At 72.5% G+C, this 17925-nt stretch carries 16 protein-coding genes; 7 read left to right on the forward strand and 9 right to left on the reverse strand.

Annotated elements, in window-relative coordinates; all coding sequences use genetic code 11:
* Positions 1-98 precede the first annotated feature (98 nt).
* The 5 genes from ACFYUZ_RS08310 to ACFYUZ_RS08330 all read left to right on the forward strand — a co-directional run bounded on the left by ACFYUZ_RS08310 (position 99) and on the right by ACFYUZ_RS08330 (position 5463).
* Entirely contained in the window at positions 99-1244 is a 1146-nt protein-coding gene (locus tag ACFYUZ_RS08310) for a substrate-binding domain-containing protein (RefSeq protein ID WP_389307105.1), read from the forward strand.
* A 100-nt stretch (positions 1245-1344) separates the two neighbouring features.
* Positions 1345-2661, forward strand: a complete 1317-nt coding sequence (locus ACFYUZ_RS08315) for an ABC transporter substrate-binding protein (protein WP_389307106.1) — start codon at positions 1345-1347, stop codon at positions 2659-2661.
* A gap of 4 nt (positions 2662-2665) precedes the next feature.
* Positions 2666-3574: a carbohydrate ABC transporter permease gene (locus tag ACFYUZ_RS08320; protein WP_389307107.1), complete on the forward strand. Its 909-nt coding sequence runs from the start codon at positions 2666-2668 to the stop codon at positions 3572-3574.
* On the forward strand, positions 3571-4425 hold the full coding sequence (locus tag ACFYUZ_RS08325; RefSeq protein ID WP_389307108.1) for a carbohydrate ABC transporter permease: 855 nt from the start codon (positions 3571-3573) through the stop codon (positions 4423-4425). Before ACFYUZ_RS08320 ends, ACFYUZ_RS08325 begins: the two co-directional genes overlap by 4 nt.
* Before the next feature lie 18 nt (positions 4426-4443).
* Positions 4444-5463 (forward strand): hydroxyacid dehydrogenase, encoded by a 1020-nt coding sequence (locus ACFYUZ_RS08330; protein WP_389307736.1) that lies wholly within the window; start codon positions 4444-4446, stop codon positions 5461-5463.
* A gap of 17 nt (positions 5464-5480) precedes the next feature.
* Here ACFYUZ_RS08330 and ACFYUZ_RS08335 read toward each other — a convergent pair whose 3' ends face one another.
* Positions 5481-9077 carry a hypothetical protein gene (locus tag ACFYUZ_RS08335; RefSeq protein ID WP_389307109.1) on the reverse strand — a complete coding sequence of 1199 codons (3597 nt, stop codon included), beginning with the start codon at positions 9075-9077 and terminating at the stop codon, positions 5481-5483.
* Between the two features lie 52 nt (positions 9078-9129).
* On the opposite strand from ACFYUZ_RS08335, the gene ACFYUZ_RS08340 reads away from it, so the two are divergent.
* Complete coding sequence (locus ACFYUZ_RS08340) at positions 9130-9828, forward strand: ester cyclase (protein WP_389307110.1); 699 nt, start codon at positions 9130-9132, stop codon at positions 9826-9828.
* Between the two features lie 64 nt (positions 9829-9892).
* Here ACFYUZ_RS08340 and groL read toward each other — a convergent pair whose 3' ends face one another.
* From groL to ACFYUZ_RS08360, 4 genes are all read right to left on the reverse strand, one after another.
* Positions 9893-11521, reverse strand: a complete 1629-nt coding sequence (gene groL / locus ACFYUZ_RS08345; RefSeq protein WP_389307111.1) for a chaperonin GroEL — start codon at positions 11519-11521, stop codon at positions 9893-9895.
* A gap of 119 nt (positions 11522-11640) precedes the next feature.
* On the reverse strand, positions 11641-11949 hold the full coding sequence (groES, locus tag ACFYUZ_RS08350) for a co-chaperone GroES (RefSeq protein WP_017239619.1): 309 nt from the start codon (positions 11947-11949) through the stop codon (positions 11641-11643).
* Between the two features lie 146 nt (positions 11950-12095).
* The gene (locus ACFYUZ_RS08355) at positions 12096-12335 is read right to left on the reverse strand and encodes a hypothetical protein (protein ID WP_389307112.1); all 240 of its coding nucleotides are present in this window, start codon (positions 12333-12335) and stop codon (positions 12096-12098) included.
* Entirely contained in the window at positions 12332-13282 is a 951-nt protein-coding gene (locus tag ACFYUZ_RS08360; RefSeq protein ID WP_389307113.1) for a polysaccharide deacetylase family protein, read from the reverse strand. Before ACFYUZ_RS08360 ends, ACFYUZ_RS08355 begins: the two co-directional genes overlap by 4 nt.
* 100 nt (positions 13283-13382) lie before the next feature.
* Between ACFYUZ_RS08360 and ACFYUZ_RS08365 the strand changes: the two genes are divergently transcribed.
* Complete coding sequence (locus ACFYUZ_RS08365; protein WP_389307114.1) at positions 13383-14573, forward strand: SAM-dependent methyltransferase; 1191 nt, start codon at positions 13383-13385, stop codon at positions 14571-14573.
* On the opposite strand, the gene ACFYUZ_RS08370 is transcribed toward ACFYUZ_RS08365, so the two are convergent.
* The 4 genes from ACFYUZ_RS08370 to ACFYUZ_RS08385 form a co-directional block, all read right to left on the reverse strand.
* Positions 14512-15177 carry a hypothetical protein gene (locus tag ACFYUZ_RS08370; RefSeq protein ID WP_389307116.1) on the reverse strand — a complete coding sequence of 222 codons (666 nt, stop codon included), beginning with the start codon at positions 15175-15177 and terminating at the stop codon, positions 14512-14514. The genes ACFYUZ_RS08365 and ACFYUZ_RS08370 overlap by 62 nt on opposite strands.
* A gap of 145 nt (positions 15178-15322) precedes the next feature.
* Complete coding sequence (locus ACFYUZ_RS08375) at positions 15323-16528, reverse strand: RNA polymerase sigma factor (RefSeq protein ID WP_389307738.1); 1206 nt, start codon at positions 16526-16528, stop codon at positions 15323-15325.
* A gap of 61 nt (positions 16529-16589) precedes the next feature.
* Positions 16590-16955 carry a YciI family protein gene (locus ACFYUZ_RS08380; RefSeq protein ID WP_389307117.1) on the reverse strand — a complete coding sequence of 122 codons (366 nt, stop codon included), beginning with the start codon at positions 16953-16955 and terminating at the stop codon, positions 16590-16592.
* A gap of 98 nt (positions 16956-17053) precedes the next feature.
* Positions 17054-17896: a polysaccharide deacetylase family protein gene (locus ACFYUZ_RS08385; RefSeq protein WP_389307119.1), complete on the reverse strand. Its 843-nt coding sequence runs from the start codon at positions 17894-17896 to the stop codon at positions 17054-17056.
* Positions 17897-17925 lie beyond the last annotated feature (29 nt).

A 17925-nucleotide genomic window follows, 5' to 3' on the forward strand; every position in this document is an offset into this window, starting at 1 on the left:
CACCCCGGGGTCGACGGACCGCTGGAGCCGACGCACCGACGGAGCCGCCGCACCACCGGGATCCACGGACCACCACCACCGCGAGGGGGAACCGCGCCGTGCGCGAGAGTGCTGCCGAACGACACGACCGACTGCTGGCCCTGGTGCGCGAGCGCGGCACCGCCCGCGTCTCCGAACTGGCCGAACGCCTCGGGGTCTCCCCCGTCACCGCCCGCCGCGACGTCGAGGTCCTGGCCGGCCGGGGCCTGCTCGACCGGGTGCACGGCCAGGTCTCCTGGCCCCGGCGACAGGGCGGCCCCGGCGGCGGACGCCCCGGCGAGGGCCTGGTCCTCGGCCTGCTCGCCCCCTCCGCCACGTACTACTTCGCCGAGGTCATCCGCGGGGCGCACGAGGCGGCGGCCCGCGCCGGGGCGCGGCTCGTGCTGCGCATCTCCGACTACCGGCCGGAGGAGGACCGCGCCCGCACCGAGGGCCTCCTCGCGGCCGGCGCCGAGGGCGTCCTCGTCGCGCCCGGCTGGCGGGGGCCCGAGGACCGGCTCGCGTACGGGGACTGGCTGGCCGAACTGCCCGTGCCGGCCGTGCTCCTGGAGCGCCGCGCCGAGCCCGGCAGCCCGCTCGACGGCCTGGACCGGGTCTCCTCCGACCACGCCCACGGCGTGCTGCTCGCCCTGCGCCATCTGCTCTCGCTCGGCCACGCGACCCCGCTGCTCGTGGCCCGCCGGGACTCCCCGACCGCGCTCGCGGTGCGCGCGGGCTACGCCGAGGCGCTGGGGACGCTGGGCCTGAAGGAGCCGCGCCCGGTCATCGACTCCGTACCGGCCGAGGCGGACCCGGAGGGCTTCGAGCGGGCGGTGCGGGCGCTGCACGAGGCCGTCGGCTCGGGCCTGGCGAGCGCGGCCCTGGTCCACAACGACGTGGACGCGATCGAGATCGTGCAGCGCCTGGCCGAGCTGGGCGTGCGGGTGCCGCAGGACCTGGCCCTGATCGCGTACGACGACGAGGTCGCCGCCCTCGCCGACACCCCGCTGACGGCGGTCGCGCCGCCGAAGCGTCAGGTGGGGCGGCACGCCACGGAACTGCTCGTGGAGCGGCTCACCGAGGGGGCCGAGGAGGAGGCCGCGCGGCGGCACCTGAGCCTGCTGCCGCGGCTGCGGGTGCGGGACTCGTGCGGGGCGCGCTCCACCGGGGGCTCCGCGAGCGGTTCCACCGGGGGCTCCGCGGGCGGTCCCGCACCTTCGATCTGATCTTTTTTCGATCAATCAATCTTTCGCTCTTGACTTCGGTCATGAACGGTCACAGGATCACGGCCACAACCTCCAGCCGCCCGCCCTCAGGAGCCGTGCCGTGACCCGTACTTGGAGCAGAACGTCCCGCGTCATAGCCGGCACCGCCACCGCCCTGGCCGTCCTCACGGCCTGCGGCGGCGGCGGTGACGACACCGCAAGCAAGCCGAACGGGCCCGTGACCATCACCTTCTGGGGCTGGGCCAAGGGCTCCAAGGACGTCGTGGACGCCTTCAACGCCTCCCACACCGACATCCAGGTGAAGTTCGAGGAGATCCCCTCCGGCACCGCCGGCGGCTACGCCAAGATCTCCAACGCCGTGAAGGCGGGCAACGCCCCCGACCTGGTCTCCATCGAGTACGCCTCGCTCCCCGAGTTCGTGAGCTCCGGCGCCCTCCAGGACATCGGCGACCAGTTCACCGAGGCCGACCGCGCCAAGCTCCTCCCGCAGTCCGTCGAGCTCACCACCCTCGGCGGGAAGTCCTGGGCCGTCCCCTTCGACGCCGCCCCGCAGGCCTTCTTCTACCGCAAGGACCTCTTCGCCACGTACAAGCTCCAGGTCCCCACCACCTGGGACGCGTTCAAGAAGACCGCCGAACAGGTCAAGAAGGCCGACGCCAAGGCCCGCATCGCGACCTTCTTCCCCGACGACCCCACCACCTTCGAGGCCATGGCCTGGCAGGCCGGCGCCCAGTGGTTCAAGGCCGAGAACGACACCTGGAAGATCGACACCACCGACCCGGCCACCACCAAGGTCACCGCCTACTGGCAGGGCCTCCTCGACGCCGACCTCGTCCACAAGGACGCCTCCTTCAGCCCCGAATGGGTCGGCTCCCTCAAGAACGGCACCACCATCGGCTACCTCGGCGCCTCCTGGGGCGCGGGCGTCCTCAAGGGCAACGCCCCCGAGCTGAGCGGCAAGTGGGCCGTCGCCCCCGTCCCCACCTGGGACGGCAAGCCCGCCAGCGGCATGCTCGGCGGCACCTCCTTCGCCGTCACCAAGGACAGCAGGCAGAAGGCCGCCGCCGTCGCCTTCGCCGAATGGATGTCCACCACCGAGGCGGGCGTGAAGGCCCGGATCGCCTCCGGCACCTCCTCCGCCTTCCCCGCCGCCGCGGCCCTGCGCCCGGTCGCCAAGAAGGCCTTCGACGCCGGCTACTACGGCGGCCAGGACATCTACGCCCTCTTCGAGTCCGCCGGAGCCTCCATCAACCCCCACTGGTCCTGGGGCCCGACCACCGGCACCACCAACACCGCGATCAAGGACCGGTTCGGCAAGATCGCCCGGGGCGGCCCGTCCATCGCCGACGCCGTCAAGGCCGGCCACGACGCCACCGTCGCCGAACTCACCAAGCGCGGCCTGAAGGTCGAGGGCTGACCCGGTGAAGGCCCGCACCCGCGCCGCCACGCTCCTGCTGACCCCCTTCTTCGTCCTGTTCACCGCGGTGATGGTGGTGCCGATCGGATACGCGGTCTGGCTCAGCCTCTTCACCGAGAAGCAGTCCGGACTGGGATTCGGCGGCACCGAGACCGTCTTCACCGGACTCGACAACTACACCGCGGCGCTGGGTGACCGGGCCTTCCTCGAAGGCTTCGGCGTCCTGCTCGGGTACTGCCTGCTCTACATCCCCCTGCTGCTCGCCGGAGCCCTCGGCCTCGCCCTCCTGCTCGACTCGGCGCTCGCCCGCGCCCGCCGCTTCTTCCAGCTCGCGCTCTTCCTGCCGCACGCCGTCCCCGGCATCATCGCCGCCCTGATCTGGGTCTACCTCTACACGCCCCAGCTCAGCCCGGTCGTGCAGGCCATGGACGCCGGAGGCGTCGGCTTCGACTTCTTCTCCCCCGAGGGCACCCTGCCCTCCGTCGTCAACATCGCCCTGTGGGAGTGGCTCGGCTACAACATGGTCATCTTCTACGCCGCCCTCCAGGCCATCGACCGCTCCGTCCTCGAAGCCGCCACCGTCGACGGCGCGAGCGCCTGGCGCATCGCCTTCGCCATCAAGGTCCCGCTCGTCAAGGCCTCGCTCGCGATGGTCGGCCTCTTCACGATCATCGGCTCCCTCCAGCTCTTCACCGAGCCCCTCATCCTCAACAAGGGCACCGGCTCCGCCGTCACCTCCACCTGGACGCCGAACATGTACGCCTACACCGCGGCCTTCGACCGCAACGACTACGGACTCGCCGCCGCGGCCTCCGTGCTCCTCGCCCTGACGGCGGCGCTGCTCTCCTTCGCGGTGACCCGGCTGACCGGCCGCCGCAAGGCGGGCACGGCCCGGAAGGAGAAGACCGCGTGAGCCGGCCCCGCACCCCCGGCCGATGGCTCTCGAAGGCGGCCGTCAACGGCGCCCTCGTGCTCGCCGTCGTCTACATGCTCTTCCCTCTGGTCTGGCTGCTCACCGCCGCCACCAAGGACGCCGGCGGCCTCCTCGCCGGAGACGCCTTCTCCTTCGAGGGCTTCGACCTCGGCGGCAACCTCTCCCGGCTCGCCGCGTACAACGACGGCGTCTACTTCCACTGGTACGCCAACAGCCTCCTCTACGCGGGAATCGGCGCCCTCGCCTGCTCCCTCATCAGCGTCGCCGCCGGATACGCCTTCCACGTCTACGACTTCCGCGGCAAGGAGAAGCTCTTCGGCCTCGTCCTCCTGGGCGTGCTCGTCCCCACCACCGCGCTCGCCCTGCCGATGTACCTCCTGGCCAGCGAGATCGGGATCGTCAACACCTACTGGGCCGTCCTGATCCCCGTCCTCGTCAACCCCTTCGGCGTCTACCTCTCCCGGGTCTTCTGCGCCGGCTACATCCCCGACGAGGCCCTGGAGGCCGCCCGTATCGACGGGGCCGGCGAGATGCGCGTCTTCTGGTCCATCGGCCTGCGCATGGTCATGCCCGGCTTCGTGACCGTCTTCCTCTTCCAGTTCACCGCCGTCTGGAACAACTTCTTCCTCCCCCTGGTGATGCTCTCGGACCAGAAGCTCTACCCGCTGAGCCTCGGCCTGTACGCGTGGAACAGCAACGCCCACGCCGAACCCGACTTCTACCCCCTCGTCGTCACCGGATCCCTGCTCGCCGTCGTCCCCCTCGTCGTCGCCTTCGTCTCCCTCCAGCGCCACTGGAAGGCCGGTCTGACGGCCGGCAGCGTCAAGTGAGGAAGGCCTGTGACCACCATGCACCCCGCCACTGACCACCGCCCGACGCTCCTGCTCGCGATGGGCCCCGGAGTCGACGAACGCCTCCTCACGCCCGGCCACCGCACCCTCCTGTCACGGCTCGCGCACACCGACCCCCACCTGGTCGCCCACGACCTCACCGCCCCCGGCCCCCGGGTCGCCGCCGCGCTCGCCGAGGCCGAGATCCTCCTGACCTGCTGGGGAGCGACCCCGCTCACGGCGGAGGTCCTGGCACGGGCCCCACGGCTCAAGGCCGTCGTCCACGCGGCGGGCTCCGTCAAGCACCACATCACCGACGCCTGCTGGGAACGCGGCCTGCGCGTCACCTCGGCCGCCGCCGCCAACGCGCTGCCCGTCGCGGAGTACACGCTGGCGGCCATCCTCTTCGCCGGAAAACAGGTCCTCCGCTCGGCCCAGCGGTACGCCGAACTGCGCACCGACCACGCCTGGCTGGAGGAGTCCACCACCTGGGGCAACCACCGCCGCACGATCGGCGTCGTCGGCGCCTCCCGCATCGGCCGCCGGGTCCTCGAACTCCTCCGCCCCTTCGACTTCGAGATCCTGCTGTACGACCCGTACGTGACGGCCGCGCCGCCCGGCACCGAACTCGTCGGCCTCGACGAACTCTGCGCCCGCAGCACGATCGTCTCGGTGCACGCGCCGCAACTCCCCTCCACGCACCACATGATCGGCGCGGCGCAGCTGGCGGCGATGCCGGACGGGGTGACCCTGATCAACACGGCGCGGGGCTCCCTGATCGACGAGGAGGCCCTCCTCCCCCACCTGGTCTCGGGCCGCCTCCACGCGATCCTCGACGTGACGGACCCGGAACTCCCCCCGCCCGACTCCCCGCTCTGGACCCTCCCGAACGTCCTCCTCACCCCCCACGTCGCCGGCTCCCTCGGCAATGAACTCCACCGCATGGCGGACCAGGCGATCGAGGAGGTGGCGCGCTACGCCCTCGGCAAGCCGTTCGCGGAGGAGGTGCGGGCCTCGGACCTCCAGCGCTCGGCGTAACGGCCTTCCGGGCCCCCTCAGGACGCGCCGGGGGTCCGGACCCGCTCCGCAGAACCGGGCAGGCACGTCTCGGCGACCAGGAGAGCAGCGGCGGGCTCGAGATGGAGGACGTCGCCGAGGAGGTCCTGGAGGTCGTGCTGCCGAAGGAGCCGCGCGAGCAGCACCCGCCCGCGTGCGGGATCGACGACCCGTACCAGTCTGCCGAGCCCGAACGGCATCCCGCCGACGCCCTCCGTGTCGTCGGGCAGTCCCCTGGACCGGATCTCGGCAGCCGCCCTGTCGCGCTCCCCGGCCTCAGCAAGGGCCATGACGAGTGTGATCCACACGTGGAGGACGCCGTCCTCGTCCGGGAGGGACCGGACGAAGCCGCGCGCGCGGTCGTACGCGCCCGCCGCCACGAGGCCGTGAACGGTCTGCGTGAGGAGCACGGAGGTCATCCAGTGGGACGTGTCCGTCGCACGGGCGGCGATGTCCGCGAGCAGGGCGTCCCCCTGCTCCTCCGCTCCCAGCGCGAAGAAGGCGCGGACGATGCCCGGGACGGCCGTGAAGGCGTAGGGGCCCGGTTCGTAGTGGAGCAGCCCTTCGTCCAGACAGGTTCCGGCCCGCTCCGCCTCCCCCGCCTTCGCCCAGGCCGCCGCGGCCGCGGTCCAGGCGGCGACCCGCTCGTGCGCGGGGCCGACGCGCCGTGCGTACGACTCCGCCGCCGCCGGGTCCCCGTGATCGGCGGCCCCCTCGGCCAGGACGCTCCACAGGTGCTCCCGCTCGGCCTCCTCCAGGGCTTCCGCGACCGCCTCGGCCTGCGCGAACTGTCCTCGGCGGGAGAGGCGCCGCACCGAGTTCGCCACCGCCGCGTAGGTCGAGGGCAGAAGCGTGAGCCCCCTCAGCGCGGTGCGGACACGGTCGTACTCCCCGAGCAGCACCAGGGCTTCGACCGCCGGAGCCGCGCGGACCTTCCAGCCGATGGGGTCGGGTCCGTCCTCGTCGAGACTCTCCGCCAGCTGCATCCAGCCCTCGAAACCGCGCAGCAGATCACGGGCCGGATCGACGAAGCCCTCCTCCGCCAGCGCGAGCGCCGCATGGAACAGGTCGAGGCTCCCGGGCCGGGAATCCGCCCTGACCCCGGACTCCACCTCCGCCACGAGCTCCGCCGCCGCGGCGACGTCCTCGGGCCGCCCACCGCCGTCGAGGCAGCCCGCCACCACACCGCGTACCAGTGCGAATCCACCCTTGCCGTACGGCACGTCGATCGCGAGGTCACGCGCTCGGCACAGGTCGCCGGAGCGTGCCAGCGCCTCGACGACGACACCCAGCGGTTCCCGGGACAACGTGACGAACGGGGCGCACCCCCGCGCGAGGGCCTCCGCCCGGTCGAACTCGCCCGCCTCCGCCAGCGCCTCCACCACGATGCGCAGGGCACGCTCCCTCTCGCCGATGTCCTCGATGGACCGGGCGAGCTCCCCGGCGGCCGCGGGATCGGCGGCGAGACCGGTCACGACCTCACGCAGCGCGGCCCCCCTGGCCTCCGAGTCCTCGATATCCTCGGCGAGCGCGCGAGCCCGGTCCCCCTGCCCGGCGGCCACCAGAGCGGCGACCACATCGCGCAGCGACCAGCCGCGCTGCTCCGGTTCGTCGAACAGCTCCGCAGCCGCCACCGCCCGACCGTACTCACCGCCCTCCGCCAACGCTCCGACCACACCGACGAGAACGGGTGACGGGCGCACCGCCGCGTCCACGCGGTCCAGGATCCCGGCCGCCCGCCCGTCACCGGCCCGCAGCAGGGCCGAGGCGATGTGGGCCAACGGCAGGATCTCGCCTTCGGGCCCCGCCTCCTCCGCGAGCCGCAGGGCCCCCTCGACGTCCCCCCGCCCCACGCGTCCCGCGGCGGCCGTGGCCAGCAGCAACGCCCGTGCCGTCGCGTCCTCTTCGGCCCGGCTGAGGGCGACGATCCGGTCGCACGCGCCCGCCGCCCCCACACCGGTACGGGACACCTCGCAGAGCAGCTCCGCCCTCCTCCACGGGTGCTCCACCAGACGAGCGGTCTCGACGGCCTCGTCGTGCAGGCCGACGCGGGCCCAGCCACGGGCGACCGCTTCGAGCGACCGCTCCCGCTCGTCGTCGAACGCGTTGTCGCACAGGATCGCGGCGTCCCGCGCGGCGGCCAGCAGGGCGGCGGCGTCGGACGGGTGCCCGGCGTCGTGGAGCTGCTCCGCCGTGTCCACCAGCGCCCGTGCCCGCCAGTCGTCACTGACGATGCTGCGGGCGAGACCCTCCGCCCGGTGGAAACGGCCCAGCTTGGCCCAGGCCCACGGCAGCGTCGGCGGGATCCGGTCGCTCCGGCCCACGAGCTCCTCGCGGGCCATCACGAGACGCAGGACGTCGAGGAGGTCGGGCACGCCCGCGTCGACGAGAGCGGCTTCCGTCGTCTCGATCTCCGTCAGGGCCGCCCGGTCGCCGCCCGTCGCGGCGAGGAGCCGGTCGCGCCGGGGCCGGTCCAGCGCGCACCCCACCATCCGCTCCAGGTCACCGCACGCCCGCAGCACGGGGAACCAGCCGCGCAGCAGGTACGCGGGAGTGTCCTCCGGCCAACCCCGGGACCTCCACTTCTCCGCCCACGTGTGCACGAGGTCCCGGTACCGGCCCAGTTCCCGCGGCCCGACCATCTCCGTCGCCAGGTTCTGCAGCTCCTCGTGGGCGAGGAGGTACGCGTCACCGACCCGTGCGAACGTGCGGCCGGCGCTCGTGCGCAGGAGGTCCCTGACCTCGTAGGGATCCTCCCCGGTCAGCTCCGCGAGGTCGTCCGCCGTGAGGCCGCCGCCCGCGGCCGTGAGGAGACCGAGCAGGTCGCTCGGGAGTCCCCGGGCGCTCCGCAGGCCCTTGAGCTCGCGCTCCGCCTCGGAGCGGACGACGCGGGCGGCCGGGGACGGGCTGAGGATCCGTACGGTCACGGAGGTCCGGAGCGGATGGTCCTCGGGGACGTCGGGCGGGAGCGGCGGGTTGAGGCGACCGGCGACGACGACCGGAAGGCCGTACGGGAGGAGGGCGGCGATCGAGTGGGCGTCGGGGCCCGTCGTCACGCCCCGGTCCTCGTCGAGGCCGTCGACGAGGAGGACGAGCCGCTCGCCGCGCTCGGCGCAGGCGCGGTTCGCCGCGTCGTACAGGCCCAGGAGGTGGGCCTCCCTGGTGGCGGGGGTGAGCAGCGCCGGCAGTCCCTGCCCGGCCAGTTCGGCGAGCTGCTCCAGGACGACGTCCACGTACGCGGTGCTGTCGCTCTGGGCGGCCCAGCGGCCGGTGACGAGGAAGGGAACGATGCGTACGCCCGCCGGCGGATGGAGGGCGAACCACGCCATCAGGGCGGTCTTCCCGGCCCATGCGTCGGCACGCCACCACAGACAGCCCCGTCCCGTCAGGCAGAAGTCGGCGAGCTCCGCCAGTTCGGCTTCCCTGTCGACGAGTTCGGGCGGTGCGCCGATCGCGACCCGTTCGCGGTAAGCCGATCGGACCGGCGGCCACGCCCCGGTGCCGGGCACCACCACGTTGCCGTCGCCGATCACCACGTTCCCCGCGCCGTTGTCGACGCTGATCCCCCGCTCCACGTTCCCATGCTGCCAGGGCATCTCCCGCGCCCCGACCTAAACTGGAAAGGTCCTACCTGGGCCGGGAGGCGTCATGACATTCGTGCAGATCATCGACTGCAAGACGAGCCGGGTCGAGGACCTGAACCGGCTCATGGACCGGTGGGTCGAGCAGACCAAGGGCAAGCGGACCGCGACGCACAGCATCGTCGGCAAGGACCGTTCCGACGCCTCCCACGTCGTGGAGATCGTCGAGTTCCCCTCGTACGACGTGGCCATGCGGAATTCGCAGCTCCCCGAGACCGACCGGATCTTCCGCGAGATGGTCGCGCTCTGTGACGAGATGCCGACCTTCACCGACCTGGACGTGGTCCGGGACGAGCAGATGTACAAGGCGGCCTCCCGCCGGTTCTTCGAGCTGCTCTCGGAGCCGGGGGAGCTCCCGCCGCTGGACGAGGTGTTCGCCGAGGGGTACCACGACCACGATCCGAGCAACCCGACCGACACGGTCGGCATGGACGCGCTGCGGCGCGAGGCCGAGATGTGGCGGGCGGCGTTCGACTTCGGCTTCACCGTCGAGGACCAGATCGCCGACGGCGACCGGGTCTGCACGCGCTGGACCTGGAAGGGCACCCATGTCGGCGACTTCATGGGCATCCAGCCGACCGGGATGGAGGTGAGCATGACGGGGATGGTCGTCCACCGGTTCCGGGAGGACGGCAAGGCCGTCGAGGGCTGGTGGCAGTACGACATGCTCGGGCTCATGGGGCAGCTCGGCGCCGTGGAGCCGTAGGGAAGCGGTGAGGCCCGGTGCTCCCGCGACGGGAGCACCGGGCCTCAGCTGTCGGTCAGCCGCCTCAGTGGGAGTGGCCGTGACCGTGGCCGTGGCCGTGGTCCGCCGGCTCCTCTTCCTTCTTCTCCACCACGAGGGTCTCGGTGGTGAGGAGGAGGGAGGCGATCGAGGCGGCGTTCTCCAGGGCGGAGCGCGTCACCTTCACCGGGTCGATGACGCCGGCCTTGACCAGGTCGCCGTACTCGCCGGTGGCGGCGTTGAAGCCGTTGCCCTTCTCCAGCTCCGCCACCTTCGAGGTGATGACGTAGCCCTCGAGGCCGGCGTTCTCGGCGATCCAGCGCAGCGGCTCGACGGCGGCGCGGCGGACGACGGCGACACCGGTGGCCTCGTCGCCGGTCTTGTCGAGGTTGCCCTCGAGGACCTTGACGGCGTGGACGAGCGCGGAGCCACCACCGGAGACGATGCCCTCCTCGACCGCGGCGCGGGTCGCGGAGATGGCGTCCTCCAGGCGGTGCTTCTTCTCCTTCAGCTCCACCTCGGTGGCGGCGCCGACCTTGATGACGCAGACGCCGCCGGCGAGCTTCGCGAGGCGCTCCTGGAGCTTCTCGCGGTCCCAGTCGGAGTCCGTGGACTCGATCTCGGCCTTGATCTGGTTGACGCGGCCCGCGACGTCCTCGGAGTTGCCGCCACCGTCGACGATGGTGGTGTCGTCCTTGGTGATGGTCACGCGGCGGGCGGTGCCCAGCACGTCGAGACCGGCCTGGTCGAGCTTGAGGCCGACCTCCTCGGCGATGACGGTGGCGCCGGTGAGGGTGGCCATGTCGCCGAGCATCGCCTTGCGGCGGTCACCGAAGCCGGGGGCCTTGACGGCCACGGCGTTGAAGGTGCCACGGATCTTGTTGACGACGAGGGTGGAGAGGGCCTCGCCCTCGACGTCCTCGGCGATGATCAGGAGCGGCTTGCTGGCGCCGGCCTGGATGACCTTCTCCAGGATGGGCAGCAGGTCCTGGATCGAGGAGATCTTGCCCTGGTTGATCAGGATGTACGGGTCGTCGAGGACGGCCTCCATGCGCTCCTGGTCGGTCACCATGTACGGGGACAGGTAGCCCTTGTCGAAGGCCATGCCCTCGGTGAAGTCGAGCTCCAGGCCGAAGGTGTTGGACTCCTCGACGGTGATGACACCGTCCTTGCCGACCTTGTCCATCGCCTCGGCGATGAGCTCGCCGACCTGCTGGTCCTGCGCGGAGAGCGCGGCGACGGCGGCGATGTCGGACTTGTCCTCGATCGGGCGCGCGGTGGCGAGGAGCTCCTCGGAGACGGCCTTGACGGCGGCGTCGATGCCCTTCTTCAGGGCGGCCGGGGAGGCGCCGGCGGCGACGTTGCGCAGACCCTCGCGGACCAGGGCCTGGGCGAGCACGGTGGCGGTGGTGGTGCCGTCACCCGCGATGTCGTTGGTCTTGGTCGCCACCTCCTTCACGAGCTGGGCGCCGAGGTTCTCGTACGGGTCCTCGATCTCGACCTCGCGGGCGATCGTGACACCGTCGTTGGTGATGGTGGGGGCGCCGAACTTCTTGTCGATGACGACGTTGCGGCCCTTGGGGCCGATCGTCACCTTCACCGTGTCGGCAAGCTTGTTGACGCCGCGCTCAAGGGCGCGACGGGCGTCCTCGTCGAACTTCAGGATCTTCGCCATGGGAGCGGTTCAGCCCTCTCGGATTCGGGTGGAACGAACCGCGCCCCGGGGCGCCTGGGAAAGGGGCCTCGGGGCGCAGCTCAAAGCATCTGCTTCAGGTACTTCGGTACTTCGGAGAATTACTTCTCGACGATCGCGAGCACGTCGCGAGCCGAGAGGACGAGGTACTCCTCGCCGTTGTACTTCACCTCGGTGCCGCCGTACTTGCTGTACAGCACGATGTCGCCGGTCTTGACGTCGAGCGGCAGACGCTCGCCGTTCTCGAAGCGGCCCGGGCCCACGGCCAGGACGACGCCCTCCTGGGGCTTCTCCTTGGCGGTGTCCGGAATGACCAGGCCAGAGGCGGTGGTCTGCTCGGCGTCGAGCGGCTGGACCACGATGCGGTCCTCGAGCGGCTTGATGGCAACCTTGGAGCTGGTGGTCGTCACGATCCGACCTCCCCCTTCGGAGATCTCACGGGGTTAACTGTCTGAGGTGGCGACCAGGTGGATCCGTCGTCGCGGGTGCCGGACCTGCCCGTCGCTGTGTTGGCACTCTCCAGTGGGGAGTGCCAGAGCCGAGACTATGACCGCGATTAGCACTCGGTCAAGCGGAGTGCCAATTCATCGCTCCGTGGCGTGACCGCACGGGGCGCCCGGGCCCCTTCGCAGCGCTTCGCGTCCACCGCCGCCCGTGCGTGCCGGACCGGCGAGGGGCGGGGGTTCACCCGCTCCGCGGCCTTCCGGCCGAGCCGCTCGATCGGGTCGACCGAGGAGGCGCAGGCCGGGAGGGCGAGGAGCGCTCCGGTCACGGCGAGGGCGGCGACCCACCTCATACGTAGTCCTCGAGTTTCGCCACCGCGTACCCCTTGGACGTGATCACGTTCATCACACGGCGGATCATGTCCGGCATGGTGCCCTTCCAGTCCTCCTTGCCCCGGAAATGGGTGAGCACGATGTCGCCGGGGTGCAGGTCCCGGTCCCACTCGCGCCACTCCATGTGGTCGGGGAAGGCCTCGGCGGCCCAGAGCGGGACGGCCTTGACGCCGCAGCTCTTGGCGGCGCGCAGGGTGTCCTCGTTGTAGTTGCCGTACGGCGGGCGGAAGAGCGGGGGCCGCTTGCCGAACTGCTTCTGGATGACGTCCTGCATGCCGCAGATCTCGCGCTTCTGCTCGCCGTACGAGAGGGCGGGCAGGTAGCGGTGGTGGAGGGTGTGGTTGTGCAGGGAGACGCCGGACTCCTGCGACTTCTGCATCTTCGCGAAGTAGCCGTAGTCGTCCTTGACGACGTAGTCGCTGAGGAAGGCGCTGTAGGGGATGCGCAGTTCCTTCATCATCGCGAGCAGCCGGGGGTCCTTCTCCGCGCCGTCGTCGATCGTCAGGAAGACGACCTTCTGCTTGGTGGGCACGGTGGTGAAGACGGGCGGCAGCCCCTCGCCGTCCGTCTCGAAGCCCTTGCGGGTGGTGATCCTCGGTTTGACCGCGGGCGGGGCGGGGGCTTCGAGCGGGGGTTTGGCGAGGCCCCATTTCCTGGCGGCGAGCACGCGGGCGGCGCGCTTGGCGCGGACCCTCTCGACGTACGCGTCGAGGGCGCGGGCGGCCGGGGCCTGCTGCCCGGCGGCGGCGGGGGCGGGTGCGGGTGCGCCGCGCTCGGGTTCGGCACCGCCGGAGCAGGCCGTGGCGGCGGAGGCGAGGGCGGCCACGGCGAGCGCCGCCCCGAGCGTCCGGCGGGAGCGGTGCACACCTTTTGCCATCATCCAGTCCTTTTGTCGTACGAGCTGCATGGCGCCGCATCCTGTCAGCGCGAGGGCTCCTTCCGGGTCACGACACCGCCGTGCCGCGCCCACCGTCCCCCGGCCGGCCCACAGCCCCCCAGGGCCCAGAATGGGACGGGTGACCGACCTCGCCTCCTTCGCCGCCCTGCTCACCCCCGAGGGGCAGGCGCTCCTCGCCGCCCTGCGCGACTACGACCCCGCCCAGGAGCTGGCGGTCGCCTCCCGGCTGCGCCGCGACCACCCCGCCGAACTCGTCAGCGCGGCCCTCGGCCAGGCGCGGCTGCGGCAGCGGGCGGTGGCGAAGTTCGGCGCCGAGGACGCGTACCGGATGTACTTCACGCCCAACGGCGTCGAGCAGTCGACCCGCGCCTCGGTCGGCGCGTACCGGGCGGCGCGGCTGAAGGCGCTGGGCGTGGGCAGCGTCGCGGACCTCTGCTCCGGGATCGGCGGCGACGCGATCGCGCTGGCCCGCGCCGGGATCTCCGTCCTCGCCGTCGACCGGGACCCGCTGACCGCCGAGGCGGTCCGGGCCAACGCGGCGGCGCTCGGCCTCGCGGAGCTGATCGAGGTCCGGTGCGCGGACGTCACCGAGATCGACACCAGCCCGTACGACGCCGTCTTCGTCGACCCGGCGCGGCGCGGCGGCCGGGGCAGGATCTTCGACCCCGAGGCGTACTCCCCGCCGCTTTCCTGGGCGGTCGAGGCGGCCCGCAAGGCCCCGCGCGCCGCGCTCAAGATCGCCCCGGGGATCCCGCACGAGGCCGTGCCCGAGGAGGCCGAGGCCGAGTGGATCTCGGACGGCGGGGACGTCAAGGAGGCCGTGCTCTGGTTCGGCACGGAGCCGGGCGCCCGCCGGGCCACGCTGCTGCCCTCCGGGACCACCCTGACGGGCCGGGGGCTGCCGGACCCGGCGGTCCGCCCGGTCGGCCGCTATCTGTACGAGCCGGACGGCGCCGTGATCCGCGCGCACCTGGTCGCCGAGGTGGCCCAGGAGCTGGACGGCGGTCTGATCGACGAGACCATCGCGTACGTGACGGCGGACGCGCTCGTCCCCACGCCGTACGCCGCCGCGTACGAGATCACCGACGAACTCCCCTTCAACCTGAAGAAGTTGAAGGCGCTGCTGCGGGAGCGCGAGGTCGGCACCCTCACCGTGAAGAAGCGCGGCTCGGCGGTCGAACCCGAGGAGATCCGCCGCAAGGTGAAGCCGAAGGGCCCCAACGCCGCGACGGTGCTGCTCACTCGGGTCGCGGGAGCCCCGACGATGCTGATCGGCCGGCCCGCGGGCGGTGGGCGGTGAGCCGCACGGCGAAGCGGTAGTGGCCCACGGCCTTCGCCAGGCCGGTCAGCCCCGTGACCCAGAGGATCAGGGCGGCGCCCATGCCGTACGCGACCAGGCCGTAGCCGTCGTCCCGACCGGCGCCCGCCGGGACCGCGAAGCCCAGCCAGAGACCCGTCCCGCACATCGCGAAGGACAGCAGCAGCCAGCAGACGCTGAGGACGGGGGCGCGCAGCCGGGCGTCCGTCGGACCGTGCCGGTCGAGGGCCGCCCACAGCACGAGGCGCTCACGGACGGTCCGGTCGCGCCGCAGGCTACGGACGGTCAGCCAGACGGCCGGGACGAGGATCCCGATGCCGGGGACCGCCGCGAAGAGCCCGAGCATCGCCGTCATCGGGTCGACGAGCGGCGCGCCGATCGCGGTGAGCAGCACGCCGATCAGCGCCCAGCCCAGTTCGAGCAGGAGGAACCAGAGCAGGAACAGCGCGAGCCGCCCGCCGCCGAGCAGCCGCCTGCCGAGTTCGTCGAGCGCCAGCGCCCGGTCGGCGAGCCGTGCCTCCCGGTCGGGCCAGCTCCGGAGTTCGGCGGGCGGGGGCGGAGGAGGGAGCGGGGTGCGCGGGGACATGCCCAGCACCCTAAGGCGCGCCTCGCCGGAAGGGCCGGACGCCCCCTGGATCTCCTCGGCGCGGACCCCGCCGCCGCCGGCTCCCCCGCACCCGGCCCGGCTCCCCCGTACCCGGCCCGACTCGCCCACGCCCGGCCCGACTCCCCTACGCCCGGCCCGACTTCCGGGCCCGGCCCCGCAGCAGTTCCCGCTCGCTCTCGTTCCTCGTGAGCGCGGCCGCGCGTTCGAACTCCGCGCGGGCCTCCTCCGTCCGGCCGAGCCGGGCGAGCAGGTCGCCCCGGACGCTCGGGAGCAAGTGGTAGCGGGCGAGGGACGGTTCGCCGGCGAGGGCGTCGACGAGGGCCAGGGCCGCGGCGGGGCCCTCGGTCATCGACACGGCGACCGCGCGGTTCAGCTCGACCACCGGGGAGGGCGTGAGGGTGCCGAGCCGTCCGTAGAGCGCGGCGATGGTCGCCCAGTCCGTCTCCTCGTACGAGGCGGCCCGCGCGTGGCAGGCGGCGATCGCGGCCTGGAGGGCGTACGGCCCGTAGGCGCGGCCGTCCCCGGCGCGGGCGAGGGCGGCGTACCCGCGGCGCACGAGGAGCCGGTTCCAGCGGCTGCGGTTCTGTTCGGCGAGGAGCACCGGCAGCCCGTCGGGGCCGGTGCGGGCGGGGGTGCGGGAGGCCTGGAGTTCGAGGAGCGCGCAGAGGCCGTGCGCCTCGCCCTCCCCCGGCATCAGGGCGGCCAGGCCCCGGGCGAGCCGCAGGGCGTCCTCGCACAGGCCGGGGCGGAGCAGGTCGTCGCCGGCGGTCGCCGCGTACCCCTCGTTGAAGATCAGGTAGACGACCTCCAGGACGGAGCCGAGGCGGGCCGCCCGCTCCCGGCCGTACGGCACCTCGAACTCCACGCCCGTCCTCGCGAGCGTCCGCTTGGCGCGGGTGATCCGCGCCGCGACCGTCGCCTCGGGCACGAGGAACGCGCGGGCGATCTCGTCCGTCCGCAGACCGCCGACGAGCCGCAGCGTGAGCGCCGCGCGGGCGTCGGCGGAGAGCACCGGGTGGCAGGTGGTGAAGACGAGCCGGAGCACGTCGTCGTCGATGTCCCCGGGGCCGGACGGCTCGGGGTCGTACGACGCCTCGTCGAGCGTCCGGCCCACCTCGGCGAGCTTCCGGGCGTACGTCTCGCGGCGCCGCACGAGGTCGACGGCACGGTGCTTCGCGGCGGCCGTCAGCCAGGCTCCCGGGCTGTCCGGGACGCCCGACCGCGGCCACTGCTCCAGGGCGGAGACGAGCGCGTCCTGGGCGAGCTCCTCGGCGATGCCGACGTCCCGGACGATCCGCGTCACCGTGGCGATGATCCGCGCCGACTCCATCCGGAAGACCGTCTCCAGCGTGCTCTCCACCGTCACGTCTCACATGACAGCACAGTGCGGATCAGCCCTCCGGCATCTCCTCGACCTCGCGGACCTCCAGGCCGACCTTCCAGTGCGGCGGGTGGACGGCCAGGAACCGCTTCCCCCACTCGACCGCCTCGGCCATGTCCTTGCACTGGAGCATCGCGTAGCCGCCGACGACCTCCTTGGTCTCGGTGAACGGGCCGTCGGTGAACGACAGCTTCCCGTCCGACCAGCTGATCCGGGTGGCCTCGGCGGTCGGCCTCAGCCCGGCGGTGTCCACCATGGCGCCGGCCTTGGTGATCTCCTCGAAGAGGGCGCCCATGCGCTCCTCGAAGCCGGGGTCGGCGCTCTCCATGTCGATGGTGTTCTCCTCGATGCGGACGAGGGACAGGAAGCGGGGCATGACGACTCCTCGGTGTGCGGTGGGCGGGGCCGTTCCCCGCCGTCCACACATACGTCGAACGGGATCCGTCCGCATCGACACCGCGCCCGGAGAACTTCTCAGACGTAGTCCTCCAGGCGCGCCACCGTGAACCCCTGCTCCTGGATCTTCCGCAGCAGCGTCGCCGTCGTCTCGGTCATCGTCCGGCCCTTGAGCTCGGACGGGCCCCGGAAGTGGGCCAGGATGATGTCGCCGGGGTGCAGCTTCCGGTCGCCGCGCTGGTACTGCATGTTCTTGATCTGCATGGACTCGCGCCACAGCACGATCGCGTCGAGGCCGCACTCCCCCGCCGCCGCGCGCGTGGCCTCGTTCCAGTTGCCGTACGGCGGCCGGAAGAGCCGCGGGGTCGTGCCGTACCGCTGCTTCAGCCTCGTCTGCTGGCCGCAGATCTCCCGGCGCTGGGCCTCCGGGGAGAGGGTGCGCAGGTTCGGGTGGGTGAGGGTGTGGTTGGCGAGGCCGTGGCCCTGGGCGACGAGCGGCGCGAAGTACCGGTAGTCGGCGCGGATGGCGGCGTCCGTGAGGAACATCGTGAAGGGGACCTTCAGGTCCTTCATCATCGTGACGAACTCGGGGTCCTTCTCGGCCCCGTCGTCGATCGTGATGAAGACGATCTTCTCGCGGGTGGGTATCTCGCTGATGACGGGCACCGGTCCGCCGGCCGCGCGGGCCACGGGCTTGACCGCCGGCGGGGCGGGCGGGGCGGCGAAGGGCTTCAGGCCCCATCTCCGGTACGCGGCGGCAGCGGCGGCTCCCGGGGCTTCGGGGGCCTCGTGTGCGGCCGCGGGGGCGGTCGTCCTCGCCGGGGCGGGGGTCTGGGCGGCGGCGGGCTCCTCCACCGTGCAGCCGGTCACCAGGAGGGCGACGGTGGTCAGGGCCGCCCACAGCGCGATCGTCTTCTTCACGCGCTGTGGGATGCCCGAGAGGCTCGAAA

Origin of the sequence: Streptomyces sp. NPDC004266 (assembly GCF_042874095.1) — a bacterium.
Lineage (GTDB): Bacteria > Actinomycetota > Actinomycetes > Streptomycetales > Streptomycetaceae > Streptomyces.

Excerpts from the sequence above, each read along its gene's own strand:
- ACFYUZ_RS08330 (WP_389307736.1), top strand. The coding sequence starts at position 4,444 with ATGCACCCCGCCACTGACCACCGCCCGACGCTCCTGCTCGCGATGGGC.
- ACFYUZ_RS08335 (WP_389307109.1), bottom strand. The coding sequence starts at position 9,077 with ATGCCCTGGCAGCATGGGAACGTGGAGCGGGGGATCAGCGTCGACAAC.
- ACFYUZ_RS08340 (WP_389307110.1), top strand. The coding sequence starts at position 9,130 with ATGACATTCGTGCAGATCATCGACTGCAAGACGAGCCGGGTCGAGGAC.
- groL (WP_389307111.1), bottom strand. The coding sequence starts at position 11,521 with ATGGCGAAGATCCTGAAGTTCGACGAGGACGCCCGTCGCGCCCTTGAG.
- ACFYUZ_RS08355 (WP_389307112.1), bottom strand. The coding sequence starts at position 12,335 with ATGAGGTGGGTCGCCGCCCTCGCCGTGACCGGAGCGCTCCTCGCCCTC.
- ACFYUZ_RS08360 (WP_389307113.1), bottom strand. The coding sequence starts at position 13,282 with ATGCAGCTCGTACGACAAAAGGACTGGATGATGGCAAAAGGTGTGCAC.
- ACFYUZ_RS08365 (WP_389307114.1), top strand. The coding sequence starts at position 13,383 with ATGGGACGGGTGACCGACCTCGCCTCCTTCGCCGCCCTGCTCACCCCC.
- ACFYUZ_RS08370 (WP_389307116.1), bottom strand. The coding sequence starts at position 15,177 with ATGTCCCCGCGCACCCCGCTCCCTCCTCCGCCCCCGCCCGCCGAACTC.
- ACFYUZ_RS08375 (WP_389307738.1), bottom strand. The coding sequence starts at position 16,528 with ATGGAGTCGGCGCGGATCATCGCCACGGTGACGCGGATCGTCCGGGAC.
- ACFYUZ_RS08380 (WP_389307117.1), bottom strand. The coding sequence starts at position 16,955 with ATGCCCCGCTTCCTGTCCCTCGTCCGCATCGAGGAGAACACCATCGAC.